Origin of the sequence: Paracoccus aerodenitrificans, from assembly GCF_027913215.1 — a bacterium.
Taxonomy (GTDB): Bacteria; Pseudomonadota; Alphaproteobacteria; order Rhodobacterales; family Rhodobacteraceae; genus Paracoccus; species Paracoccus aerodenitrificans.
The window spans coordinates 1,628,090-1,651,125 of the sequence record NZ_CP115784.1; the positions used below are offsets into that span (position 1 = coordinate 1,628,090).

At 58.9% G+C, this 23,036-nt stretch carries 17 protein-coding genes; 14 read left to right on the forward strand and 3 right to left on the reverse strand.

Features of this window, described 5'->3' with window-relative positions; all coding sequences use genetic code 11:
- Positions 1 to 51: 51 nt before the first annotated feature.
- The 6 genes from PAE61_RS09470 to PAE61_RS09495 are packed head-to-tail and all read left to right on the forward strand — an operon-like array spanning position 52 to position 9,916.
- Positions 52 to 1,590 carry a type I restriction-modification system subunit M gene (locus tag PAE61_RS09470; RefSeq protein ID WP_271115046.1) on the forward strand — a complete coding sequence of 513 codons (1,539 nt, stop codon included), beginning with the start codon at positions 52 to 54 and terminating at the stop codon, positions 1,588 to 1,590.
- On the forward strand, positions 1,587 to 2,780 hold the full coding sequence (locus PAE61_RS09475) for a restriction endonuclease subunit S (protein WP_271115047.1): 1,194 nt from the start codon (positions 1,587 to 1,589) through the stop codon (positions 2,778 to 2,780). Before PAE61_RS09470 ends, PAE61_RS09475 begins: the two co-directional genes overlap by 4 nt.
- A gap of 2 nt (positions 2,781 to 2,782) precedes the next feature.
- Positions 2,783 to 3,589 (forward strand): TIGR02391 family protein, encoded by an 807-nt coding sequence (locus tag PAE61_RS09480; protein WP_271115048.1) that lies wholly within the window; start codon positions 2,783 to 2,785, stop codon positions 3,587 to 3,589.
- Positions 3,586 to 4,416, forward strand: coding sequence for a hypothetical protein (locus PAE61_RS09485; protein ID WP_271115049.1), 831 nt, complete (start codon positions 3,586 to 3,588; stop codon positions 4,414 to 4,416). Before PAE61_RS09480 ends, PAE61_RS09485 begins: the two co-directional genes overlap by 4 nt.
- Before the next feature lie 11 nt (positions 4,417 to 4,427).
- Entirely contained in the window at positions 4,428 to 6,527 is a 2,100-nt protein-coding gene (locus PAE61_RS09490; protein ID WP_271115050.1) for a GmrSD restriction endonuclease domain-containing protein, read from the forward strand.
- Positions 6,524 to 9,916, forward strand: coding sequence for a DEAD/DEAH box helicase family protein (locus PAE61_RS09495; RefSeq protein ID WP_271115051.1), 3,393 nt, complete (start codon positions 6,524 to 6,526; stop codon positions 9,914 to 9,916). Before PAE61_RS09490 ends, PAE61_RS09495 begins: the two co-directional genes overlap by 4 nt.
- 600 nt (positions 9,917 to 10,516) lie before the next feature.
- Here PAE61_RS09495 and PAE61_RS09500 read toward each other — a convergent pair.
- Positions 10,517 to 11,398, reverse strand: coding sequence for a dihydrodipicolinate synthase family protein (locus tag PAE61_RS09500; protein WP_271115052.1), 882 nt, complete (start codon positions 11,396 to 11,398; stop codon positions 10,517 to 10,519).
- A gap of 249 nt (positions 11,399 to 11,647) precedes the next feature.
- Between PAE61_RS09500 and PAE61_RS09505 the strand changes: the two genes are divergently transcribed.
- Together PAE61_RS09505 and PAE61_RS09510 are read left to right on the forward strand one after the other, a co-directional pair.
- Positions 11,648 to 13,330: an AMP-binding protein gene (locus PAE61_RS09505; protein ID WP_271115053.1), complete on the forward strand. Its 1,683-nt coding sequence runs from the start codon at positions 11,648 to 11,650 to the stop codon at positions 13,328 to 13,330.
- Positions 13,327 to 14,103: an enoyl-CoA hydratase-related protein gene (locus PAE61_RS09510; RefSeq protein ID WP_271115054.1), complete on the forward strand. Its 777-nt coding sequence runs from the start codon at positions 13,327 to 13,329 to the stop codon at positions 14,101 to 14,103. Before PAE61_RS09505 ends, PAE61_RS09510 begins: the two co-directional genes overlap by 4 nt.
- A 12-nt stretch (positions 14,104 to 14,115) precedes the next feature.
- Here PAE61_RS09510 and bhcR read toward each other — a convergent pair whose 3' ends face one another.
- Complete coding sequence (gene bhcR / locus PAE61_RS09515) at positions 14,116 to 14,964, reverse strand: HTH-type transcriptional regulator BhcR (protein WP_271115055.1); 849 nt, start codon at positions 14,962 to 14,964, stop codon at positions 14,116 to 14,118.
- A gap of 169 nt (positions 14,965 to 15,133) precedes the next feature.
- On the opposite strand from bhcR, the gene bhcA reads away from it, so the two are divergent.
- From bhcA to bhcD, 4 genes are all read left to right on the forward strand, one after another.
- The gene (gene bhcA, locus PAE61_RS09520; RefSeq protein ID WP_271115056.1) at positions 15,134 to 16,324 is read left to right on the forward strand and encodes an L-aspartate--glyoxylate aminotransferase BhcA; all 1,191 of its coding nucleotides are present in this window, start codon (positions 15,134 to 15,136) and stop codon (positions 16,322 to 16,324) included.
- A complete protein-coding gene (bhcB, locus tag PAE61_RS09525; protein WP_271115057.1) occupies positions 16,324 to 17,283 on the forward strand; it encodes a beta-hydroxyaspartate dehydratase BhcB in 960 nt (319 codons plus the stop codon). The genes bhcA and bhcB overlap by 1 nt, the downstream gene beginning before the upstream one ends.
- Before the next feature lie 13 nt (positions 17,284 to 17,296).
- Positions 17,297 to 18,460, forward strand: coding sequence for a 3-hydroxy-D-aspartate aldolase BhcC (bhcC, locus tag PAE61_RS09530; RefSeq protein ID WP_271115058.1), 1,164 nt, complete (start codon positions 17,297 to 17,299; stop codon positions 18,458 to 18,460).
- Positions 18,461 to 18,576: 116 nt separating this feature from the next.
- On the forward strand, positions 18,577 to 19,542 hold the full coding sequence (gene bhcD / locus PAE61_RS09535) for an iminosuccinate reductase BhcD (RefSeq protein ID WP_271115059.1): 966 nt from the start codon (positions 18,577 to 18,579) through the stop codon (positions 19,540 to 19,542).
- Positions 19,543 to 19,603: 61 nt separating this feature from the next.
- Here bhcD and PAE61_RS09540 read toward each other — a convergent pair whose 3' ends face one another.
- Positions 19,604 to 20,521 (reverse strand): LysR family transcriptional regulator, encoded by a 918-nt coding sequence (locus PAE61_RS09540; RefSeq protein WP_271115060.1) that lies wholly within the window; start codon positions 20,519 to 20,521, stop codon positions 19,604 to 19,606.
- Between the two features lie 207 nt (positions 20,522 to 20,728).
- Between PAE61_RS09540 and PAE61_RS09545 the strand changes: the two genes are divergently transcribed.
- Positions 20,729 to 21,486, forward strand: a protein-coding gene (locus PAE61_RS09545; RefSeq protein WP_271112274.1) for an IS5 family transposase whose coding sequence is annotated in 2 segments (ribosomal slippage) — positions 20,729 to 21,065 and positions 21,065 to 21,486 — 759 coding nt in all. Because the reading frame shifts where the segments join, the coding sequence is not laid out codon by codon here.
- Between the two features lie 84 nt (positions 21,487 to 21,570).
- A complete protein-coding gene (xdhA, locus tag PAE61_RS09550; protein WP_271115061.1) occupies positions 21,571 to 23,034 on the forward strand; it encodes a xanthine dehydrogenase small subunit in 1,464 nt (487 codons plus the stop codon).
- Positions 23,035 to 23,036 lie beyond the last annotated feature (2 nt).

Consider the following 23,036-nt stretch of genomic DNA (forward strand, 5'->3'; position numbering starts at 1 on the left):
AGGAGACGTCGGCTTGAGGGGCAAGAACAATATTATGAAGTGGGTCAAGTCATGCTGACCGGCGAAATCCGCAGCCAGATCGATAGCATCTGGAACGACTTCTGGGCAGGCGGAGTCGCCAATCCGCTCTCTGTCATGGAGCAGATGACCTATCTGCTGTTCATCAAACGCCTGGACGACCTGCATACTCTCGAAGAGCGCAAGAGCCAGACGCTCAAGATTCCAATGGAGCGCCGCATCTTCCCGGAGGGGCGAGACGACAAGGGCCGCCCCTACGACGATCTTCGCTGGTCGCGATTCAAGAATTTCGAGCCACGCGAGATGATGGACGTGGTCGACGAACACGTCTTTCCGTTCCTGCGCGCGCTCAACGGCAGCCAATCCAGCTACGGCAAGCTGATGCGCGACGCCCGGCTTGGGTTTTCCAATCCGGCGCTCCTGGCCAAGGTTGTCGAGAAGCTTGATCGCATCCCGATGGAGGATCGCGACACCAAGGGCGATATCTATGAGTACATGCTGGCGAAGATCGCGAGCGCCGGCCAGAACGGCCAGTTCCGCACGCCACGGCACATCATCAGGCTGATGGTCGAGTTGACCGCGCCGAAGCCGACTGACGTGATCTGTGACCCAGCCGCCGGCACCTGCGGCTTCCTTGTTGCCGCTGGTGAGTATCTTCGCGAGAAGCATCCTGAGCTGATGCGCGATCCTGCATTGCGGAGGCATTTCCACGAAGGCCTGTTCCACGGGTTCGATTTCGACACGACGATGCTCCGCATCGGCGCCATGAACATGACGCTGCACGGTGTCGAGAACCCGAACGTCACCTATCGCGACAGCCTGGCCGAGGATCACGCCAAGGACGCGGGCGCCTATTCCCTGGTGCTGGCGAATCCGCCTTTCGCCGGGTCGCTCGACTACGAGGCGACCGCCAAGGACCTCCAGAAAACGGTCAAGACGAAAAAGACGGAGCTTCTGTTCATCGCGCTCTTCCTGCGGCTCCTGAAGACCGGAGGCAGGGCGGCTGTGATTGTGCCAGACGGCGTCCTGTTCGGTTCGTCCGGCGCGCACAAGGACATTCGCCGCATGTTGGTCGAGGATCACAAGCTCGACGCGGTCATCAAGCTGCCCTCGGGGGTGTTCCGCCCCTATGCGGGGGTGTCCACCGCCATCCTCCTCTTCACCAAGACCGGCGTCGGCGGCACCGAGAATGTCTGGTTCTATGACGTGGCAGCCGACGGTCTCAGCCTCGATGACAAACGCGCCGATCTCCTTCCACCCGAAAAGCAAGGGCCGACGCCCGCTCAGCCGCTGTCCGAGGCAGAGCATGAAAAGAACAATCTGCCCGACATCCTGGCTCGCTGGGGGAATCTTGCTGCCGAGGCCGAGCACCCCCGCACCGCGCAGAGCTTCATGGTGCCGGTGGAGGATATCCGGGCTACGGGGTCATGGGACCTGTCGCTGAACCGGTACAAGGAGGTGCAGCACGAAGAGGTCATCCGCCAACCCCCGAAGGAGATCATCGCTGAACTGCGTGCGATCGAGACCGAAATCACCGAAGGTCTGGATAGACTTGAGGAGATGCTGAGATGACGTGGCCAACCGTCGATCTCGATACTGCGGCCGATGTCATTCGGGGTGTTACCTTCAGCAAAGGCGATGCCTCCGACAAGCCCGCTCCTGGCCTTGTTCCCGTGCTGCGCGCGGGGAACATCGGCGATCAACTTAACACCGAAGACGATCTGGTCTTTGTCGATAAAAGCTTTGTCTCAAAAAATCAACGCTTGCAACCGGGCGACATCGTGGTTTGCATGTCGTCAGGAAGTGCGAACGTTCTGGGAAAGAGCGCGATGCTCGATTCCGAGTGGAAAGGGTCATTCGGCGCATTTCTTGCGACCGTTCGACCCCGAGCGGATATCGTGTTTCCTCGCTTCTTGGCCCATTATCTGAGAACCTCCCAGTTCCGGGCGTGGGCGAGTTCGTCGTCGGGAATTGGGATCAAAAATATCAGGGTATCTGACTTCAAGTCTTACTCAATCCTTCTCCCGCCCATGGAGGAGCAGAGGCGGATTGCAGGGATACTGGATCAGGCAGACGCGCTCCGCCGCCTCCGCTCCCGCGCCCTCGACAAGCTGAACACCCTCGGCCAAGCGATTTTTCATGAGATGTTTGGGGACTCGGCGACAAACCCGAAAGGTTGGCCAATGGGCGTCATTGGCGACCTACTAAAGGAAGCGAAATACGGCTCGTCTGGCAAGGCAAACTCCGAAGGGCTCGGTTTGCCGATGTTGCGCATGGGCAATGTAACCTACGACGGACGCATCGACTTGTCCGACCTAAAGCACATTGAACTGTCCGACAAGGAGTTCGAGAAGTACACGACACGCCCGGGTGACCTTCTTTTCAACCGGACCAATAGCAAAGAGCTCGTCGGTAAGACTGCGGTGGTCACCCAGACGGACCCGATGGCCTTTGCCGGGTATCTTGTCCGCGCGAGGGCGAACGCACGAGGAGATACGCACTATATTAGCGGCTACTTGAATTCGACTCACGGAAAGGCGGTGCTGCGCAGCATGTGCAAGAATATTGTGGGCATGGCCAACATCAATGCGAAGGAGTTTCAATCCATTCCGATAGCGATTCCACCCGTCGAACTTCAACGCGCCTACGCCGATAAACTTGCATCACTCAGAGCTGAAGAGACCAAGATTCAAACGTCCTTGGACCTTGCTTCAACACTTTTCAACTCCCTCCAGCACCGCGCCTTCAAGGAGGAGCTATAGCTATGACCAATGTGCCGGTTCTCACAGATGCCCAGCTTGAGCAGGTTTCCCGCCTGCTGGGTGACTGTGCGACCGGTTCGGAGATCACCCGTGTCCTGAACAGCCTGGGGCTGGATGACGTATCAGGGGAAAGCACGAAGTGGCGGCGCCTGTATGGCACGTTCCTGCACTATCAGCGGCAGGACCGGGCGGCCAGCAAGCTGATCGATTTCATCCGCACCCTGCTTGACCCTGCCGGTTTCGTGGGGCGGCCGGACGAGTTCGAGGCTGTGCGTCAACAGCTGAACGCGGTCCTCGCCTTCGCCGGCTTGCAGTATGGCGAGGATGGAAAATTCCGGCGGGCAACGGCGGCGCAGACGATCGAGGAGGCCCACCAGCGCGCCAAGACGCTGCAAGCCAAGTTCAGAGGGCGGCGCATCCATTCCGAGGTCGTCAAATACTGCAAGCCCAAACTGCTACAGGATAACTATTTCCACGCCGTGTTCGAGGCTTCCAAGGGGCTCGCGCAGAGGATCAGGGAGCTGTCAGGTGAGGACGGCGACGGCGCGGCGCTGGTGGATAGAGTGTTCTCCATCGAGCGTCCAATGCTAGCCATCAACACGCTTCAGACGGAAACCGAACGGTCGGAGCACAAGGGTTTTGCGTCGCTCCTGAAGGGATGCTTTGCGGCGGTGCGCAACCCCTTGGCGCATGAGCCAAAACTCCTGTGGAAAGGCGAAGACGACGCTGCTGATTATCTATCGTTGATATCTCTTCTGCATCGGAAGCTGGACGACTGCGCAAAGACCGGACTCGGGGGGATGCGATGAGAGGAGAAATTATCGGGGTTTGGTCGGAGACTTGGCGTGAAATCTGGTCGAAGCTGGCAAAACACCCGGACGCGCCGGAGGATTTATTCTGCGAACTTTATCGGGAACTCGTCGGAGCTTTCGAAGTAGTCCCCGATGTAACAACGCTTGCTGATATTGTTGATCAATCCGACCAAGCCAGTTCAGCGTTTCGCAAGACGAAAGCCACTGTCTTCCGGGGCGAGCTTGCGCTCCTGGAGTTCATGGAGCGAGCGCATGGCATCGCTGCCGACCTTGGTGGCGATCCACTTGCCAACCGTTACTTCCTGCTGATCGATGCCTTTCTCGAAAAGTACAGCTTGCGCTACGACCTGCGCCGCCCGTTCAGTCTCAACCCGACGCTGAGCGGCGTGTTCGCTCGATTGATCCGCGACCTGAAGGAAGCGACCTCCCGCGACGCGGATCTCCATCCGCTTATGGTCGAGTTTGAGGAGTCCGTCCGCGACCTTCGCGCAGATCGCTCTCCGGGGCGGATAAAAACCTGTATCCAGAAACAGGTAAACTTGTTGGAGGCTATTGGTCAGCGCTGCCCTGGTGTCAGTGCCAACACGCTCGGCCAGATTTGTGACCAAGTTGGGACATGGCCTCATAACAAGGTCAAGGAGGCGATGAAGGGAATGTATGGCTTTGCTTCCGATTATCCTGGCATTCGACATGGCGGAAATGCAAACAATCGTCTTCGTGAAATAGAGATGCGTGATCTTGTAAGCGTTACCGTATTGCTTGCTGGCTTCACACCGTATCTGACCGATCTGCTAAATTCGGACAACATCTATCGGGGTGCGTAGGGGGCACGGAAATGAAGGCAACAGAAGCAGGGCTCCTCGCGTTTCTCAAGAAATCACCACAGTTCGTGATCCCGATCTACCAGAGGACCTATTCCTGGACCGAGCGTGAATGCCGCCAGCTCTGGGATGACATCATCCGCGCTGGAAGCGACGACACGATATCCGTCCACTTCATCGGTTCCATCGTCTACATTGAGGCTGGGCTATCCCAAGTTTCGCATCAAGCGCCCCTGCTTGTCATAGACGGGCAGCAACGTCTGACAACCGTCACACTCCTGCTCGCGGCGCTTGCCGAGGCGTTGAGCGACGCTGAGCCGATTGATGGCTTCTCCGCCCGGAAGTTGCGCAACTATTACCTTCTGAACCCCGAGGAATCCGGAGAGCGGCACCACAAGCTTCTTCTGTCTCAGACCGACAAGGCGACACTTATGTCGATCGTTGGACAGAATGAGCCGCCGGTCGAACGCTCCCTTCGGGTCATGCAAAATCACGCGCTATTCAGGGATCTGATAGCGGCGCGCCAAGATAGCGTGACCGCTGTGTGCAAGGGCCTCGCTAAGCTCGTGGTTGTCGATATCGCGCTCAGTCGCGATCAGGACAATCCACAGCTCATTTTCGAGAGCATGAACTCCACGGGTCGCGAACTCAGCCAGGCCGACCTTATCCGAAATTTCATCCTTATGGGGTTGGAGCCCACTCTGCAGACCCGCCTCTATGAACAGTTTTGGCGGCCGATGGAGGTCTCGTTCGGGCAAGAGGCCTACAACACGCATTTTGACAGTTTCATGCGTCATTACCTGACCGTAAAGACCGGGGAGATTCCGCGGCTGGATGATGTTTACGAGGCTTTCAAAGGGCATGCTCGGTCGCCGAAGGTGGCTGATGCCGGCGTTGAGGTGCTCGTAAAGGATATCCGGGACTTCGCACGGTACTATTGCGCCATGGCCCTTGGAGCGGAAAGCGACAACGCCCTGAAGACAGCCTTCCACGACCTCCGGGAGCTCAAGGTCGATGTTGCGTATCCGTTCCTGCTGGAACTGTATCAGGATTATTCAACCGGACTGCTTGCCAAGGATGAGTTCCTGGAGGCTGTGCGGTTGATCGAAGCCTATGTATTTAGGCGCGCGATCTGCGCAATACCAACAAATTCTCTTAACAAGACGTTTGCTACGTTCACCAAGGCACTGAAGAAGGACCGGTATCTTGAAAGCATCAAAGCGCATTTCCTTCTAATGCCTTCTTATCGTCGCTTTCCAAGTGACGACGAGTTCAAGCGCGATATCCAGACGCGGGACCTATACAATTTCCGCAGCCGCAGCTACTGGCTGCGTCGATTCGAAAACCATGACCGGAAGGAACGGGTTCCCGTTGACGAGTACACGATTGAGCACATCATGCCTCAGAGCGAGCAGCTGTCGAGTGCATGGAAAGCCGCACTCGGTGACGAATGGGAGCGTGTTCATCAGACTTACCTTCATACGCTCGGCAATCTGACCCTCACGGGCTACAACTCTGAGTACAGCAATCGCTCGTTTAAGGAAAAGCGAGACATGCAAGGGGGCTTCAAGCAAAGCCCGCTTCGGGTCAACTCGGGGCTCGGTGAGCTGGAGGCATGGAACGAAGACACTATTCTGTCGCGCGCTTCGCAGCTGGCGGTGCAGGCGTCAGACGTTTGGCGGGCGCCACTGATTGCAGCCGATGTTCTCGCCGCATACCAACCAGAAACGGCGAAAGCCGCCGGATACTCCATCGAAGATCACCCTCATCTTCTGAACGCGCCCACGCGCGGTCTGTTCGATGCGTTCCGTACTGAGGTGTTGAAGCTTGATCCATGCGTAAGCGAAGAGTTTCTGAAGCTGTACGTCGCATACAAGGCGGAGACAAACTTCGTTGACGTTGTCCCTCAAGCGAAGCAACTACGCCTTTCCCTGAATATGGGCTTTGCCGAGATAAGCGATCCCCGAGGCATGTGCAAAGATGTCTCTGGCCTTGGCCGGTGGGGAAATGGCGATGTTGAAGTGCGTTTCAGTACACTTGACGAGCTCCCCTATATAATCGGCCTTGTTCGGCAATCCCTTGAGCGCCAGCTTGGAAATGGAGGCGATGCATGAGCCAATTCGCATTCCTTCAAGCTGAATTCGTTGAGGTGCACGAGCACGCCGTAAAAGCGGAAAAACTGGCGCTTTCGGACCCCCGCAGCGCCTGCTTCTACGCGCGGCTGGCGTTGGAGGTGGCGGTCAAGTGGATGTACCGTCATGATCGCGCGCTTCGGTCGCCCTATGAGACGACACTGTCCGCGCTGATCCACGAGCCGACCTTCAGGAAGCTTGTCGGTGACGCCCTGGTGGCCAAAGGAAAGGTGGTCAAAGACCTGGGTAACGCAGCCGTGCATGAAGCTAAACCCGTTGCACCCGCACGCGCCATCACTGCCGTTAGAGAGTTGTTCCATATCGCCTATTGGCTGGTCCGCACCTACGCGAAGGGCGCGAAACCGGCCGCCGCAGTCGCATTTTCGGCTGATGCGTTGCCGCATACCACTCAGGTGGAGGCGTCCACTCTCGGGAAGCTCAAGGAAATCGCGAGACGCTTCGAGGAGGCAGCCAGGGAACGAGAACGCGCCGAGCGACTGCGCCTGAAAAGCGACGGCGATCGGTTGAAGCTGGAGACCGAGATCAAGCGGCTTCAGGACGAGATCGCCAAGATCAAAAAGGCCAACCAGGCCGTGCCCGACAGGCACGACTACAATGAGGTGCAGACGCGGGACGCTTTCATCGACTTGCTGCTGGCGGAAGCTGGTTGGACGTTCACCAGACCCGGCTACGACACCGAGTGCCCCGTCACCGCCATGCCGAATGCCACGGGCGAGGGCTTCGTTGATTATGTGCTCTGGGGGGACGACGGACGACCGCTCGGCTTGGTCGAGGCGAAGCGCACCCGCCGAGATGCACGGGAAGGGCAGCGTCAGGCCGAACTGTACGCCAACGCGCTGGAGCGCCAGTTTGGGCAGCGGCCGATCATCTTCTATACCAACGGCTATGAGCACTGGATCTGGGATGACCGCCGCTATCCGCCGCGCCCTATCCAGGGTTTTCTCAAGAAGGATGAGCTGGAGCTTGCGATCCAGCGGCGTGCGACACGCAAGCCGCTGGCACCGGAGGATATCAACTCAAAGATTGTCGAGCGCTACTACCAGACCCGTGCCATTCGCCGGGTTGCGGAGGCTTTCGAGAAGGACAATCTGCGCAAGGCGTTGTTGGTCATGGCGACGGGCTCGGGCAAGACGCGCACTGTCATCGCACTTTCCGACCTGTTGATGCGCGCCAACTGGGCGAGACGCATCCTTTTCCTTGCTGATCGAGTCGCGCTCGTCAATCAGGCGTCGAACGCTTTCAAGGCGTTTCTGCCGCAGGCTTCTCCCGTGAACCTGGTCACCGACAAGGCTGCCCACGGACGGGTCTATGTTTCGACCTATCCGACCATGATGGGGCTGATTGACGAGACGAAAAGCGGAGTAAGGCGTTTCGGGCCGGGGCATTTCGACCTGATCGTTATCGATGAGGCGCATCGCTCGGTCTACCGGAAGTACAAGGCGATCTTCGACTACTTCGACAGCCTTCTGGTCGGCCTTACGGCGACTCCGAAGGATGAGGTCGACCGGGACACCTACGCGCTCTTCGATCTGGAACGCGGTATCCCCACTGACGCCTATGGGTTGGACGAGGCCGTCAGTGACGGCTTCCTCGTACCGCCCAAGGCTGTCTCCGTGCCGCTCAAGTTCCAGCGAGAGGGCATCAAATACGACGACCTCGCTGAAGAAGAGAAGGAGGCGTGGGACGCCATCGAATGGGACGAGGACGGTGCGATCCCGGACCGCGTTGAGGCGGCGGCCGTCAACAAGTGGCTGTTCAACGAGGACACCGTTGACAAGGTGCTTGAGCACGTCATGACCCATGGGCTGAAGGTCGCTGACGGCGACCGGCTGGGGAAGACCATCATCTTCGCCAAGAACCATGACCATGCCCAGTTCATCGCTGAACGCTTCGATGTGAACTATCCCCATCTCCAAGGGCGTTTTGCCCGCGTCATCGACTTCAAGACAGAATATGCCCAATCGCTGATTGACGATTTTTCGTCTGCGGACAAGGAACCTCACATCGCCATTTCGGTGGACATGCTCGATACCGGTATCGACGTCCCCGAGGTGGTCAACCTCGTCTTTTTCAAGATTGTTCGTTCGAAAACCAAGTTCTGGCAGATGATCGGGAGGGGAACGCGGCTGTGTCCTGACCTGTTCGGCATTGGTCAGCATAAGGAATATTTCTACGTCTTCGATTTCTGCCAGAATATTGAATTCTTCAACCAGAACCCCGACTTATCCGAAGGATCATCTGGCGCTTCACTGAGCGAGCGCCTGTTTGCGACACGCGTCGACCTGATCGGCGAACTCGACAGACAACGGTATCCGGACGGCAATGATCCGGCCGCGGTGCTGCGGCGCGATGTTGTCGCCCAGCTTCGTGCCGAGGTAGACGGCATGAACGTCGAGAACTTCATCGTTCGACCCAAGCGGCGGATTGTTGAGAAGTACAGGGCCGACGAAGTCTGGTCGAAGCTGGGTCTGGACGAGCGCGCCGAGCTCATCGACCACATCGCCGGGCTTCCGTCTGCCGTAGTCGATGACGACATTTCCGCCAAGCAATTCGATTACCTCATCCTGCAAACCCAGTTGGCGGTACTGCGGGCGCAGAAGGCATTTGCTGGCTATAAGAAGCGCATTGTCGATTTGGCGGCGGCGCTTGAAGAACTCGGCAATGTCCCGATGGTCGCGGTTGAGATGGCGTTTATCCTAGAGATTCAGACCGACGAGTTCTGGCAGGACGTGACGCCACCAATGTTGGAAACCATCCGCCGCCGTCTGCGGAGCCTTATCAAGCTCATCGAGCTGAGGAAGCGCCCGCACGTCTACACCGACTTCGAGGACGAAATCGGAGGTCCGACCGAGGTCGAGCTTCAAAGCGTCGCCGTCGGGACCGATATGCACCGTTTTCGTATAAAGGCCAGACACTTCCTGAAGGAGCATGAGAACCATATCGCGATTCAAAAGGTTCGCCGAAACGAGCCCCTGACAGCACAAGACCTGGCGGAGCTGGAACGCATCTTCATCGAAGCCGCTGTGGCGGCTCCCGAGGACTTGGAGCGGGTCCGCAATGATGGTGGGCTTGGGATTTTCGTCCGCTCTCTGGTCGGCCTCGACCGCGAGGCGGCAAAACACGCGTTCGATCGGTTCCAGTGCAAGCGAAAGCTGTCGGCCAATCAGATCGAATTTCTTAACATGATAATTGATTACCTTACGGACCGAGGCGTGATGGATCCGCGGCTCCTCTATGAGAGTCCTTTCACCGATTTCGATGCGATGGGGGTGGAAGGTGTTTTTGATAATGTGGGTGTTTCTGAGCTTATCAGTATCTTGGAGGAGGTTCGGCAGCGTGCGGCTGCTTGACGTATAATTGGCTCTGATAACTGAATGTGGTTGCGCTTCCATGCTTTCATGATGACCAAGCTGCCCTGTGTGACTTGTTCCGCGAGCGTGAAGGAGGTGGGATGAGCACATACGCCGAAATCTTCAGTTGGCCTCGGATACATCATAAGGAAGGCCTGCTTTCGAAAATTGCCAGCGCGCATTTGATGGCCGGCATGCGGCGAGAAGCGGACATCTGGTGGCTGTCAGCCAGCTCTGCCTTTGATTATATCTCCTTTGGAGGGGTATAGAGGGTTATGGAGTAGGTATCGTGCCCATCGGTATCTCGCATGGCCCGCCATTATACTGATGAAAAGAAATAATTTTTCGTCGAAGACTCTCACGCTGATAGATGTTCACAACGCCCTGAACACAGTGGCACAAGATATAGTGTCAGGTCATATCATCAAACGTGATTGTCCTTTCTCCTAGCGACGAGCCGAGGCGTCACGAAACCTGTGCCGTTGCGTTGAGCATTTTGGATCAACGGGAAAATTTTAGGTTGCCATAACGTTCTGCCGATTCTGAGCCCCACGAAGCCGTCACCGCGAAAATATTTGTCGGAACAGACACCGTCACGACCTATAACGCCCCAAGAGATTTCAGCACGTTGCCGATTTCGTCTCGGGCTTCGTCATTCAGCCGTTGCTGCGGTGCGAGCGGGTCGCCGACCGGGAAGCCCTGCAACTCAAGCGCCGCCTTGATGCAGGCCGCCAGCGAATATTTGGCGAAAATCTCGCTGACACGCCAGAGTGGCCGCTGCAATTCCATCGCGCGATCCCACTCACGGGCGCGGGCGGCTTCGTAAAGTGCGATGCTTTGCTCGGGGACGATGCAGGCAGGGCCGGCCATCCAGCCAGCCCCGCCGATCAGCATCACGCTGACCGGGATATGCGCCGAGGCCGCGAAGACCTCCATTCGTCCCCCGACACGTTCGATGATCGATAAAAGCCTGCCGGTATTCGACGACGCGTCCTTGATATAGCGGATATTTTCGACATGGCTGAGCCGCTCGATTACGGTCAGGCTCAGATCGGTGCGCTGGAAATTCGGATTGGTATAGAGCACCACCGGACGCCCTTTTGCCGCATCGGCAATGGCGGTGAAATAGGCCACGATTCCATCGTCCTTCACCGGGAAATAGGAATCCATCACCGCCAGAATACCATCCGCGCCCGCCTCGACCATCGCCTCGGTCTGGGCGACGGCATCGCTGGTCGCGACGGCGCCAACTCCGGCGATGACGGGAACGCGGCCTCTGGTCGCCGAGATCACGCCGCGGACGACATCCAGCCGCTGAGCATGGTTCAGATAGGCATATTCGCCGGTGCTGCCCAAAGGCGCGAAGCCATGTACGCCCTTGCCGATCAGATGTTCGACAAGATCGCCAAGGACGGCCTGTTTGACCTGCCCGTCCTGATCAATCGGAGAGACCAGATAGGGGAAAACACCCTGAAATCCCATGCGCTGTCCTTTCATGCTGTGGCCGAATAACCGTATTCCATTTCAGGACCGTAGCAAGAACGCATTGAAGACCCAAACGATACACGCACGGCCCCTGAAGCGCTGCAAGGCAGGCATCCTCGCGCCGGGATTGGTGCAGGCATCGCCCTGCCCTCTCGCCCTACCGCCTGTCACAAAGAAGGCTGGATTGGTCTTCCAGGCTGTGATTAGCATGGCGGTCATGGTTCAACCGCTTGCAGGACAGATCAGGTGACGGATACCGGACCGGCGACGACAGGAAGCTCTGGCTTTCAGTGGGATATCCCGGAATTCTACAATATCGGCGTCGATATCAGCGATAAATGGGCAAATCAGGACCCCGACCGGCTGGCGATTATCGATATCGACCGCAAGGGGACGGCCCGCGAATACAGTTTCGGCCAGTTGCAATCACGGTCCAGCCAGCTTGCACATGCGCTGAACGGATTGGGTATTTCTTGCCGGGACGGGATGGGCGACCGGGTCGGAGTGCTGCTGCCTCAGCGCTATGAGACCGCCGTCAGCCATGCCGCAATTACCAAGGCGGGCTGTATTTCCATTCCGCTTTTCACCCTGTTCGGCGAAGAGGCTCTTTTGCACAGGCTTCGCGATTCAGGTGCAAGCGCCGTCATTACCAATGAAGGAGGGGTGGCGAACCTGGCGGGTCTTCGCGACAGGTTGCCGGATCTGCGGGTGGTGCTGTCAGTTGATGGCGAAACGCCGGATGCACTCGATTTCCAAGCGGTCTGCGACGCGCAGCCTATCACTTATCAGCCGGTGCGCACCCGGGCGGACGATCCGGCGATATTGATCTATACCTCCGGCACGACCGGCAACCCGAAGGGCGCCCTTCATGCCCATCGTGTCCTTCTTGGCCATCTGCCCGGTGTCGAGACCAGCCATAATTTCCTGCCCAAACCCGGAGACAGGATCTGGAGCCCTGCCGACTGGGCATGGATTGGCGGGCTTCTGGATGTGCTGATGCCTGCGCTGCATCACGGGGTGACCGTGGTGGCACGGCGCTTCGACAAATTCACCCCCGAGGCGGCCTTTGCGCTTTTGCGCGACTACGAGATCCGCAATGCGTTTCTGCCGCCAACCGCGCTGAAGCTCATGCGTCAATTTCCCGAGGCGCGGAATTATGGTCTGAAAATGCGCTCGGTCGCCAGTGGCGGAGAAACGCTCGGCTCGGAATTGCTGGATTGGGGGCGGGATGTTTTCGGGACCACAATCAACGAATTCTACGGCCAGACCGAATGCAATATGATCGTCTCTTCTTGCTCAGAGGTCGAACCGCCTGTGCCGGGTTTCATGGGCCGCCCGGTGCGAGGTCATCAGGTTGCGGTGTTGGATCCGGTCAGCGGTGAAACGCTGCCCGCCGGTCAGGAAGGGGCAATCGCGGTACGTTCGCCCGATCCGGTGATGTTTCTGGGCTATTGGAATAACCCCTCGGCGACGGCTGAAAAATTCATCGACACAAAATCGGGTCGCTGGCTTCTGACCGGGGATCGCGGCACGACGGATGAAGATGGGCGGTTGCGCTTTGTCGGGCGGGACGACGATGTGATAAGCTCTGCGGGGTATCGCATCGGTCCCTCTGAGATCGAGAACAGCCTGATCGCCCATCCCGCCGTGCAGATGGCCGGGGTAGTCGGCAAACCCGACCCGGTGCGCGGCGCGGTTGTGATGGCCTATCTGGTGCTGAATGACGGGTATTCGCCCTCGGATAACCTCGCGCAAGAGATTGCCGATCATGTGAAATCCAATCTGGCGGCCTATGAATATCCGCGGGTTGTGCGGTTCATCGACGACATGCCGATGACAACAACCGGCAAGATCGTCCGCGCCACGCTGCGCCGGATGGCGGAAGAGGAAGCTGCAAGCGAAACGGCGCAAAGCAAGGTCACACCATGAGCGACGACACAGACAGAGTCCTTTTCGAACAGCGCGGCTCCATCGCCATCGTGACGCTGAACCGGCCCGATCAGCGCAATGCGATGGATGCCGCCATGACTCGGGCCTTGCGCAAGGCGATTGACCGGGTTGAGGAAGATGACAATTTGCGCGTCGCCATTCTTGCCGCGAATGGCCCGTCTTTCTGCGCCGGGCTGGATCTGAAAGCGTTTCTGAGTGGCGAGGCCGAGGACATCCTGTTCGGTCCCGGACGTTTCGGCGGCTTTGTCAGCCGGAACCGGACCAAGCCGGTGATCGCCTGTGTGCAGGGCGCGGCTCTTGCAGGCGGGTTTGAGCTGGTGCTGGCCTGCGATCTGGTCGTCGCATCGCGCGGGGTGAGTTTCGGGCTTCCCGAAGCCCGGATCGGGCTTATCGCCGGTGCCGGGGGTGCGTTCCGCGTCGGCCAGCGTGTGCCCTCGGTGATCGCGAATGAAATCGTTCTGCTGGGTGGCAAATTCGACGCAGATCAGGCGCTGCAATGGGGGCTCATCAACCGTGTGACCGGAGACGATCCCATGACGCTTTGCCTGTCATTCGCCGAACAGATCGCCGACAATGCGCCGCTTTCCGTGGCCGCCAGTCTGGCGATGGCACGCGCCCCGGATTTTGCGCAGGAAGATGCGTTGTGGCAGGAAAACGACCGCCTGTTGCGGCGCCTCACCGAAAGCGAGGATGCCGCCGAAGGTGCCCGCGCTTTCGCCGAAAAACGCAAACCCGACTGGCGTGGCAGGTAAAAACCCGGCGGCTCAGCCGGTCCGATCCGGGACCACTCCGCCAATCGACAGGCTGAGTTCTTGTGCGGCCTCAATGACATGACGGCTGAGCGCGGTCATTTCCTCGCTGCCGATGCGGCTTGTGGGGCCTGAGACCGAAATCCCTGCAACCGCCTCGGCGTTCATGTCCAGAATCGGAGCGGCAATGCAGCGCATACCCCGGTTGCGCTCTTCATTGTCGATGGCATAGCCGCGCTGCGCAATGATCTGCAACTCGCGCTGCAAAACCTCTCTGTCGGTGATGGTCGCTTGGGTAAATGCGTCCAGCGTTTCATCCGCCAGCATCTTCGCCAGACGCTCGCTAGGCATTTGCGCCAGAAGCGCCTTGCCGATCCCCGAGCAATGCATCGGCGACAGCGTTCCCGGCGGGAAAAAGGCCCGGATACTGGCATGGGTTTCGACCTGGCTGAGAAACAGCACCGCGCCTTCGCGTTCAACGCCGAGATTGGCAGTCTCTCCGGTGGCTTCCATCAGCCTGCGCAGCACGGGGCGGGCGCGGTCCACAAGGCTGGTACGGCGCAGAAAGCGCGATCCGATGACGAAGGCGCGCGGACCGATATGCCAAAACTGCTCTGCCGGGTCGAATTCGACCAGCCCCCTGCCCTCAAGCGTCACGAGAATCCGGTACACGGTCGCAGCGGACTGATCCATCTCGGATGCGATGGAGGACAGGGATTTTCCCTGAGCCTCACTGAGATATTCGAAAACCTCCATCGCGCGATCAAGGGATTTGATCGTGTTCTGATCGCTTTTATCCGTCCAGCCGCGCGGCCGCCCGCGAGAGCGGCGCGGCGGGTAATCCTGATTATCTTGGGAAACCATAAACTCTCTTCCCCACAATATGAAATCATTTTTCACATTACGAAAAACATAAGGCAATGACAATATTATATTTTTTCAAATTCACCGCTGATCCCTGATCTGAACTGAAAAAATTTCCTGAATCTTCCGCGTGGCCTATCTTGGATCAACACAAGGAAGGAGATCCCCGATGAGCTTTCAGAATCCGGTTTTCATCCCGGGCCCAACCAATATCCCGGAAAGCCTGCGCAAAGCATGCGACATGCCTACCATCGATCATCGTTCGCCCCTGTTCGGTCAGATCCTGCATCCGGCGCTTGCCGGTGTGCGCAAAGTGCTGAAAAGCGAGAAGGCAGAGATCTTCATCTTCCCGTCAACCGGCACTGGCGGCTGGGAAACGGCGCTGACCAACACGCTGTCGCCGGGCGACAAGGTGCTTGCGGCACGCAATGGCATGTTCTCGCATCGCTGGATCGATATGTGCCAGCGTCACGGGCTTGAGGTTCAGATCGTCGAGACCCCCTGGGGCCACGGCCTGCCTGCGGATCGCTATGAAGAGATCCTGACCGCCGACAAGAACCACGAAATCAAGGTCGTCCTGGCCACGCATAACGAAACCGCTACGGGCGTGAAATCCGACATCGCTGCGGTGCGCAAGGCTCTGGATGCGGCGAACCACCCGGCAATGCTGTTCGTCGATGGCGTCAGCTCGATCGGGTCGATGGATTTCCGCTTTGACGAATGGGGCGTCGATATTGCCGTCACCGGATCGCAGAAAGGCTTCATGCTGCCGCCGGGTCTGGCCATTGTCGGCTTCAGCGCAAAGGCGAAAGAGGCGACCGCTTCGGCGAAACTGCCCCGCACCTTCTTCGATATCCGCGATATGGAGAAGACCTATGCGAATAATGCCTATCCCTACACCCCTGCGGTCGGGCTGCTGAACGGGCTGAACCAGTCCTGCGGCATGCTGCTGAGCGAGGGGCTGGAGAACGTCTTCGCCCGCCATCGCCGCATCGCCGACGGTGTCCGTGCGGCAGTCGGCGCATGGGGGCTGGAACTCTGCGCCGTGTCGCCCGAGGTTTATTCGGACTCGGTCAGCGCGATCCGCACGCCCGAGGGCTTCAATGCCACCGATATCGTCACCCATGCCGCCGGCACATATGGCGTCGCCTTCGGTGTCGGTCTTGGAGAAGTTGCGGGCAAGGTATTCCGCATCGGCCATCTTGGCAGCCTCACCGATGTCATGGCGCTCTCGGGCATTGCCACGGCAGAAATGTGCATGGCCGATCTGGGGCTGGATATCAAACTTGGCTCGGGCGTCGCGGCTGCGCAGGAATTCTATCGCTCGAACCCGGCTGCTGCCCGCAAGGATGCTGCCTGATGAAGGACATGTATATTCCGACTTACGAGGATATGCTGGCCGCTCATGACCGGATCAGGCCGCATATCCGCCTGACTCCGGTTCGCAGCTCGGACTACCTGAATGAGCTGACCGGAGCGCAGCTTTTCTTCAAATGCGAGAATTTTCAGGAGCCGGGGGCCTTCAAGGTGCGCGGAGCCAGCAATGCCGTGTTCGGGCTGGACGATGAACAGGCGAAGAAGGGTGTGGCGACGCATTCTTCCGGCAACCATGCATCCTGCCTGTCCTATGCGGCGATGCTGCGCGGGATTCCGTGCAATGTGGTCATGCCCCGGACCGCGCCTCAGGCCAAGAAGGACACGGTGCGCCGCTATGGCGGCAAGATCACCGAATGCGAGCCCTCGACCTCTTCGCGTGAAGAGACCTTCGCCAAGGTGCAGGCCGAAACCGGCGGAGATTTCGTGCATCCCTATAACGATCCGCGCGTGATCGCCGGTCAGGGGACCTGCTCGAAAGAGCTGATCGAGCAGACCGACGGTCTGGATATGGTCGTGGCCCCGATCGGCGGCGGCGGGATGATTTCGGGCACCTGTCTGACCCTGTCCAGCCTGGCGCCGGAAACCAGGGTCATCGCGGCGGAACCGGAAACCGCAGACGACGCCTATCGCAGCTTCAAGGCCGGTCATATCATCGCCGATGACGCGCCAAAATCGATCGCTGACGGGCTTCTGGTGCCGCTGAAGGATCTGACCTGGCATTTCGTGTCGAACCATGTCTCCGAGATATACACCGCATCCGAACAGGAAATCGTCGATGCGATGAAGCTGATCTGGAAACATCTGCGCGTGGTCATGGAGCCGTCAAGCGCGGTGCCGATGGCCACCATCCTGAAAAATCCCGACGCCTTCAAAGGCAAGCGCGTCGGCATCATCATCACCGGCGGCAATGTCGATCTTGACCGCCTGCCCTGGACCCAGTGACCGGAGAGAATCTATGAATGCGAATGTGAAACTCGATAATCTCGTTGTCGGCTTCGACGTCCCCGCCATTCCCGGCATGGATGCAGCCGATATCCAGACCCCCTGCCTCGTGCTGGATCTGGACGCTCTGGAGCGTAATATCAAGAAAATGGGCGATTACGCCAAAGCCCATAACATGCGCCATCGCGTGCATGGCAAGATGCATAAATCCGTCGATGTCGCCAAGCTTCAGGAAAAACTGGGCGGCGCGGTCGGTGTGTGCTGTCAGAAAGTCTCGGAGGCCGAGGTCTTCGCGCGGGGCGGCATCAAGGATATTCTGGTCTCCAATCAGGTGCGCGACCTGGCCAAGATCGACCGGCTGGCACAACTGCCGAAGCTGGGTGCGGATGTGATCGTCTGCGTCGATGATGTCACCAATATCGCCGATCTGTCCGAAGCGGCGCAGAAACACGGCACGGAACTGGGAGTTTTCGTCGAGATCGACTGCGGTGCCGGGCGTTGCGGCGTGACCACCACCCCCGCCGTGATCGAGATCGCCAAGGCTGCCGATGCCGCTCCGGGACTGAAGTTCAAGGGAATTCAGGCCTATCAGGGCGCAATGCAGCATATCGACAGCTATGAGGCCCGCAAGAAAAAACTGGATACGGCGATTGCTATGGTCACGGACGCCGTTGAAGGGCTGAAAGCCGAGGGGCTGGAGCCTGAACTGGTCTCGGGCGGCGGGACCGGCTCATATTATTTCGAGTCGAATTCCGGCGTGTATAACGAACTGCAATGCGGCTCTTATGCGTTCATGGATGCGGATTACGGGCGTATTCTCGACAAGGACGGCAACCGGATCGATCAGGGCGAATGGGAAAACGCATTCTTCATCCTGACTCAGGTCATGAGCCATGCAAAAGCCGACAAGGCGATCTGCGATGCCGGGCTGAAAGCGCAATCCGTCGATAGTGGCCTGCCCTTCATTTATGGCCGCGACGATGTGGAATATATCAAATGCTCGGATGAGCACGGGGTGATTTCCGATCCGAACGGCGTGCTGAAAGTCGGCGAAAAGCTGCGGCTGGTGCCGGGTCATTGCGACCCGACCGCCAATGTCCATGACTGGTATGTGGGCGTGCGCGGCGACAAGGTGGAAACCCTCTGGCCGGTTTCGGCCCGCGGCAAAGCCTACTGATCACGCCTTGTGAACAAGGAAGGCCGGCGTCGAGGAGGACGCCGGAGGTCGCCCATATGTCATGCTTTCCTTCCGGCGACGGCATATGGGCGCATAAAATCTGAACGGAGATATTGATGATAATCGTACCCGAACGCGAAATTGCCGGTCTGATGACCCGGGAAGCTGCCTTTGATGCCGTCGAGAAGGTCTTCGCGGCGATGGCCTCGGGCGATGCCTATAATTTTCCCGTCATCCGCGAGGCAATCGGACATGAGGATGCGCTTTACGGCTTCAAGGGCGGGTTCGACAAGGCCGGGCTGACTCTGGGGCTGAAGGCTGGCGGGTACTGGCCCAACAATCTGGAAAAGCGCGGCCTGATCAATCACCAGTCCACGGTTTTCCTTTTCGATCCCGATACTGGCAAGGCAAGGGCGATGGTGGGCGGCAATCTGCTGACCGCGCTGCGGACGGCGGCGGCGTCCTCGGTCTCGATCCGGCATCTGGCGCGGCAGGATGCCAAGGTGATCGGCATGATCGGCGCCGGACATCAGGCGAAGTTCCAGCTTCGTGCAGCACTTGAGCAGCGCGATTTCCAGAAGGTGATCGGCTGGAACCTGCATCCCGAGATGCTGTCCAACCTGCAAGAGGTCGCCGACGAGGCAGGGCTACCCTTTGAGCCGGTCGAACTGGACGGAATGCGCGACGCGGATGTGATCATCTCGATCACCTCCTCCTTCGATGCGATCCTGGGCGCGGATCAGGTCGGCCCGGGGACGCATATTGCCTGCATGGGCACCGACACCAAGGGCAAGCAAGAGGTCGATCCGCAGCTTCTGAAGAAGGCGACGGTCTTCACCGATGAAATCGCCCAATCCGTCAGCATCGGCGAGGCGCAGCATGCCGTGGCGCAGGGGCTGATCTCTGAAAGCGATATCAGCCAGCTTGGCGCGGTCATCAACAAAACCCATCCCGGACGCAGATCTGACGACGAAATCACGCTGTTCGACGGGACCGGAGTCGGTTTGCAGGATCTGGCGGTGGCCGCCGCCGTGGTGGATCTGGCGGTTGAGAAGGGCATCGCAATCGAGGTCGATTTCTGAACAAAAAGGCGAAAGGCGCTGATTGCAGACGCCTTTCGCCGCTTCGGAATATTGCCGCCAGCTATCTCTGCCCGACCAGATTTCTGATCGCCGTCAGGCCACGGTCGGCGATGAAATCCAGCAGCAGCCGCACTTTCGGGTCCTGCAATTTCTTATGCGGATAAAGACAGCCGAACACCGAAGGGGCCGGTCGCGCATGAGGCAGAACCTCGACCAGCCTGCCCTCGCGGATATATTCGGCCACGTCGAAATAGGGCTTGTTGACGATCCCATGACCGGCAAGCGCCCAATCAGCCAGAACATCGCTGTCATCCGCATCGTATTTTCCCGTGACATCCAGCCTGCGCGGCCCCTCGGGCGTGTTCAGCGTCCAGTAATATTCCGGCGAGCGCGGATAGCGCAGAAGCAGGCAGTTATGCCGCGTCATAAGCTCTTCCGGGGAGCGGGGCGTTCCGGCCCTTTCCAGATAGTCGGGCGATGCGCACAGAACCCGTTCACAGACCGCGATCTGACGCATCTTCAGACTTGAATCGGACGGTGTGCCGACGAAGAACATGATATCCAGACTATCCGCAAGAAGATCGACCTTGCGGTCGGACATGCGCATCCTGACCTCGGTTTCCGTGTATTTCTCGACGAAATCGGGGATCAGAGGCGCAATCACCCTGCGCCCGACCCCAAGCGGTGCGCTGACACGGATCACGCCTCTGGGCGCGGCGGAAAGCTGAGCGACAACCGCCTCGGCGCGGTCGAGCGATTCCAGGATGCCCACCACTTCCGAATAGAACCGCCTGCCGACCTCGGTCGGGCTCAGTGAGCGTGTTGTCCGGTTGAACAGCCGCACGCCGAGATGCTGTTCCAGCTCTTTGATCCGTTTGCTGGCGACGGCAGGCGTCAGTCTCAGATCGCGGCCGCCTGCGGTGATGCTGCCCAGTTCCGTGACTCGGGCGAAAACTCTCAGACTTTCAAGATATGACATCAGCACCCGTCCTTGCTGGGAAAACCATTCAGCCCGCAGGCTAACCCGGTTTTATCCGGTTTGGGCATATCCATTTTCAACAGATTGTAGAAAGTAACTGTTCAACGCAACGATTTTTCACAGGAGTTAATTCGCGCTAGACTAGGCTCCAGACCCATTGATTTCGGGCTGTTTGCGTGATTCAGGCTCTGCAAGGAGACCTGATTTATGAGCAACCTTTTCTGGCTGACTGACGCGCAGATGGAGCGTCTGAAACCCTATTTCCCGAAATCCCACGGCAAGCCACGCGTTGACGACCGGCGTGTGCTGAGCGGCATAATATTCATCAATCGTAATGGCTTGCGATGGTGCGACGCGCCGACGGACTACGGCCCCGCCAAGACGCTCTACAACCGCTGGAAGCGCTGGAGCGAGAACGGGACCTTCGCCCGGATCATGGTGGGCCTCGCCGCCGAGAGCGCCGAACACAATACGATCATGATCGACGCGACCTATCTGAAAGCGCACCGCACGGCCTCGAGCCTGCGGGTCAAAAAAGGGGGCGCGGGCGCCAGATCGGGCGAACGAAAGGCGGCATGAACACGAAACTGCACGCCGTCACCGACGCGAAGGGCCGGCCGATAGGGTTCTTCATGTCCGCCGGACAAGTCAGTGATTACACCGGGGCAGCGGCACTTCTGAACAGCCTGCCGGAGGCGGATTGGCTGCTGGCCGATCGGGGCTATGATGCCGACTGGTTCAGAGATGCCTTGAAAAACAAGGGGATAAAGGTTTGCATCCCGGGTCGGAAGTCGCGCAAGAAACCCGTCAAATACGACAAGCGGCGATACAAACGCCGCAACCGCATCGAAATCATGTTCGGCCGACTCAAGGATTGGAGGCGCGTCGCCACCCGATACGACCGTTGCCCCGAGACCTTCTTCTCTGCAATCCTGCTCGCCGCGACCGTCATCTTCTGGTTATGATCAAGAACGAGTCCTGAGCCTAAGTGAAGGTTACATCTGCCACCAGGCGCGGACGCTGCCGCAACCCAGGACAGGAGAGGTTCGATGGAAAAGCAAACCGACATCCGTTTCGTTCTCAATGACGAGGATGTTGTGATCAGCAACGCAACCGCGACCCGGACCCTGCTGGAATTTCTGCGGCTGGACCGTCGCCTGACCGGCACCAAGGAAGGTTGCGCGGAAGGCGATTGCGGGGCTTGCACGGTTCTGGTCGGGCGGCTGCATGACGGCGCGTTGCGCTATGAGACGGTGAATGCCTGTATCCGCTTCCTTGCCTCGCTGAATGGCTGCCATATCGTGACGGTCGAGCATCTCAGCGGGCCGGAGGGACGGCTTCATCCTGTCCAGCAGGCGATGGTAACGCATCACGGAAGCCAGTGCGGTTTCTGCACACCGGGTTTCGTCATGTCGCTTTACGCGCTGTGGATGGAGCATCCGCAGCCATCGCTGACCCAGATCGAGACGGCATTGCAGGGCAATCTCTGCCGCTGCACCGGGTATGAACCGATTATCCGGGCGGCTTTTGCGGTGAATGAATACGGCACCCCGGAGAACGATTATCTCACCCGCGAGCGCGAGGCGATCACCGCCCGGCTTCAGGCGCTGCGCCAGTCCGCGCGGATCGAGACAGGACCACAGGATGACCGCGCGATTCTGCCGATGGACAGTGCCGATCTTGCCAGCATCCTGCAGGAACACGCCAAGGCGACCATCGTCGCGGGTTCGACCGATGTCGGGCTGTGGGTGACGAAGTTCATGCGCCCGATCTCTCCGGTGGTGTTCATCAACCATCTGGAGGATCTGAAACAGATCCGGCTGGATGAGGATGCGCTGACGCTCGGCGCGGGCGTCACCTATTCCGAGGCGGAAGCCGCGATCCGCGACGCCCTGCCCCATCTGGGCGAATACTGGGACCGGATCGCAGGCTGGCAGGTGCGCAATATGGGGACGATCGGCGGCAATATCGCCAATGGCTCACCCATCGGGGATACCCCGCCCGTCCTGATCGCGCTTGGGGCCGAGGTGACATTGCAGGACATATCCGGCACCCGCTCGATGCCGCTGGAAGCGTTCTTCATTGATTACGGCAAGCAGGATCGCGCCGCCGGAGAATTCGTCTCGGGCATCCGCATTCCGCGTCCTGTTCCGGGTCAGATCGATGCGGCCTACAAGATATCGAAGCGCCGGGATGAGGATATCTCTGCCGTCGCAGCCGGGATCAGCGTGATCGTCAAGGATGGGATCATCACACGCGCCCGGATCGCCTTTGGCGGCATGGCGGCAACGCCGAAACGCGCCGCCTCGGCGGAGCAGGCACTGACCGGAGCAGACTGGTCCGCCGAGGCGTTCGCAGCGGCCGCCGCGACGCTCGCATCGGATTTCACCCCGCTCAGCGACTGGCGCGCATCGGCAGAATACCGGCTGTTGGTTGCCGGAAATCTGCTGCGCCGGTTCCATCTGGAACATGATGAAGCAGGCGGCGCTCCGGTCCGTCTGGCCATCGCGTAAGG

Excerpts from the sequence above, each read along its gene's own strand:
- PAE61_RS09470 (WP_271115046.1), top strand. The coding sequence starts at position 52 with ATGCTGACCGGCGAAATCCGCAGCCAGATCGATAGCATCTGGAACGAC.
- PAE61_RS09475 (WP_271115047.1), top strand. The coding sequence starts at position 1,587 with ATGACGTGGCCAACCGTCGATCTCGATACTGCGGCCGATGTCATTCGG.
- PAE61_RS09480 (WP_271115048.1), top strand. The coding sequence starts at position 2,783 with ATGACCAATGTGCCGGTTCTCACAGATGCCCAGCTTGAGCAGGTTTCC.
- PAE61_RS09485 (WP_271115049.1), top strand. The coding sequence starts at position 3,586 with ATGAGAGGAGAAATTATCGGGGTTTGGTCGGAGACTTGGCGTGAAATC.
- PAE61_RS09490 (WP_271115050.1), top strand. The coding sequence starts at position 4,428 with ATGAAGGCAACAGAAGCAGGGCTCCTCGCGTTTCTCAAGAAATCACCA.
- PAE61_RS09495 (WP_271115051.1), top strand. The coding sequence starts at position 6,524 with ATGAGCCAATTCGCATTCCTTCAAGCTGAATTCGTTGAGGTGCACGAG.
- PAE61_RS09500 (WP_271115052.1), bottom strand. The coding sequence starts at position 11,398 with ATGGGATTTCAGGGTGTTTTCCCCTATCTGGTCTCTCCGATTGATCAG.
- PAE61_RS09510 (WP_271115054.1), top strand. The coding sequence starts at position 13,327 with ATGAGCGACGACACAGACAGAGTCCTTTTCGAACAGCGCGGCTCCATC.
- bhcR (WP_271115055.1), bottom strand. The coding sequence starts at position 14,964 with ATGGTTTCCCAAGATAATCAGGATTACCCGCCGCGCCGCTCTCGCGGG.
- bhcA (WP_271115056.1), top strand. The coding sequence starts at position 15,134 with ATGAGCTTTCAGAATCCGGTTTTCATCCCGGGCCCAACCAATATCCCG.
- bhcB (WP_271115057.1), top strand. The coding sequence starts at position 16,324 with ATGAAGGACATGTATATTCCGACTTACGAGGATATGCTGGCCGCTCAT.
- bhcC (WP_271115058.1), top strand. The coding sequence starts at position 17,297 with ATGAATGCGAATGTGAAACTCGATAATCTCGTTGTCGGCTTCGACGTC.
- bhcD (WP_271115059.1), top strand. The coding sequence starts at position 18,577 with ATGATAATCGTACCCGAACGCGAAATTGCCGGTCTGATGACCCGGGAA.
- PAE61_RS09540 (WP_271115060.1), bottom strand. The coding sequence starts at position 20,521 with ATGTCATATCTTGAAAGTCTGAGAGTTTTCGCCCGAGTCACGGAACTG.
- xdhA (WP_271115061.1), top strand. The coding sequence starts at position 21,571 with ATGGAAAAGCAAACCGACATCCGTTTCGTTCTCAATGACGAGGATGTT.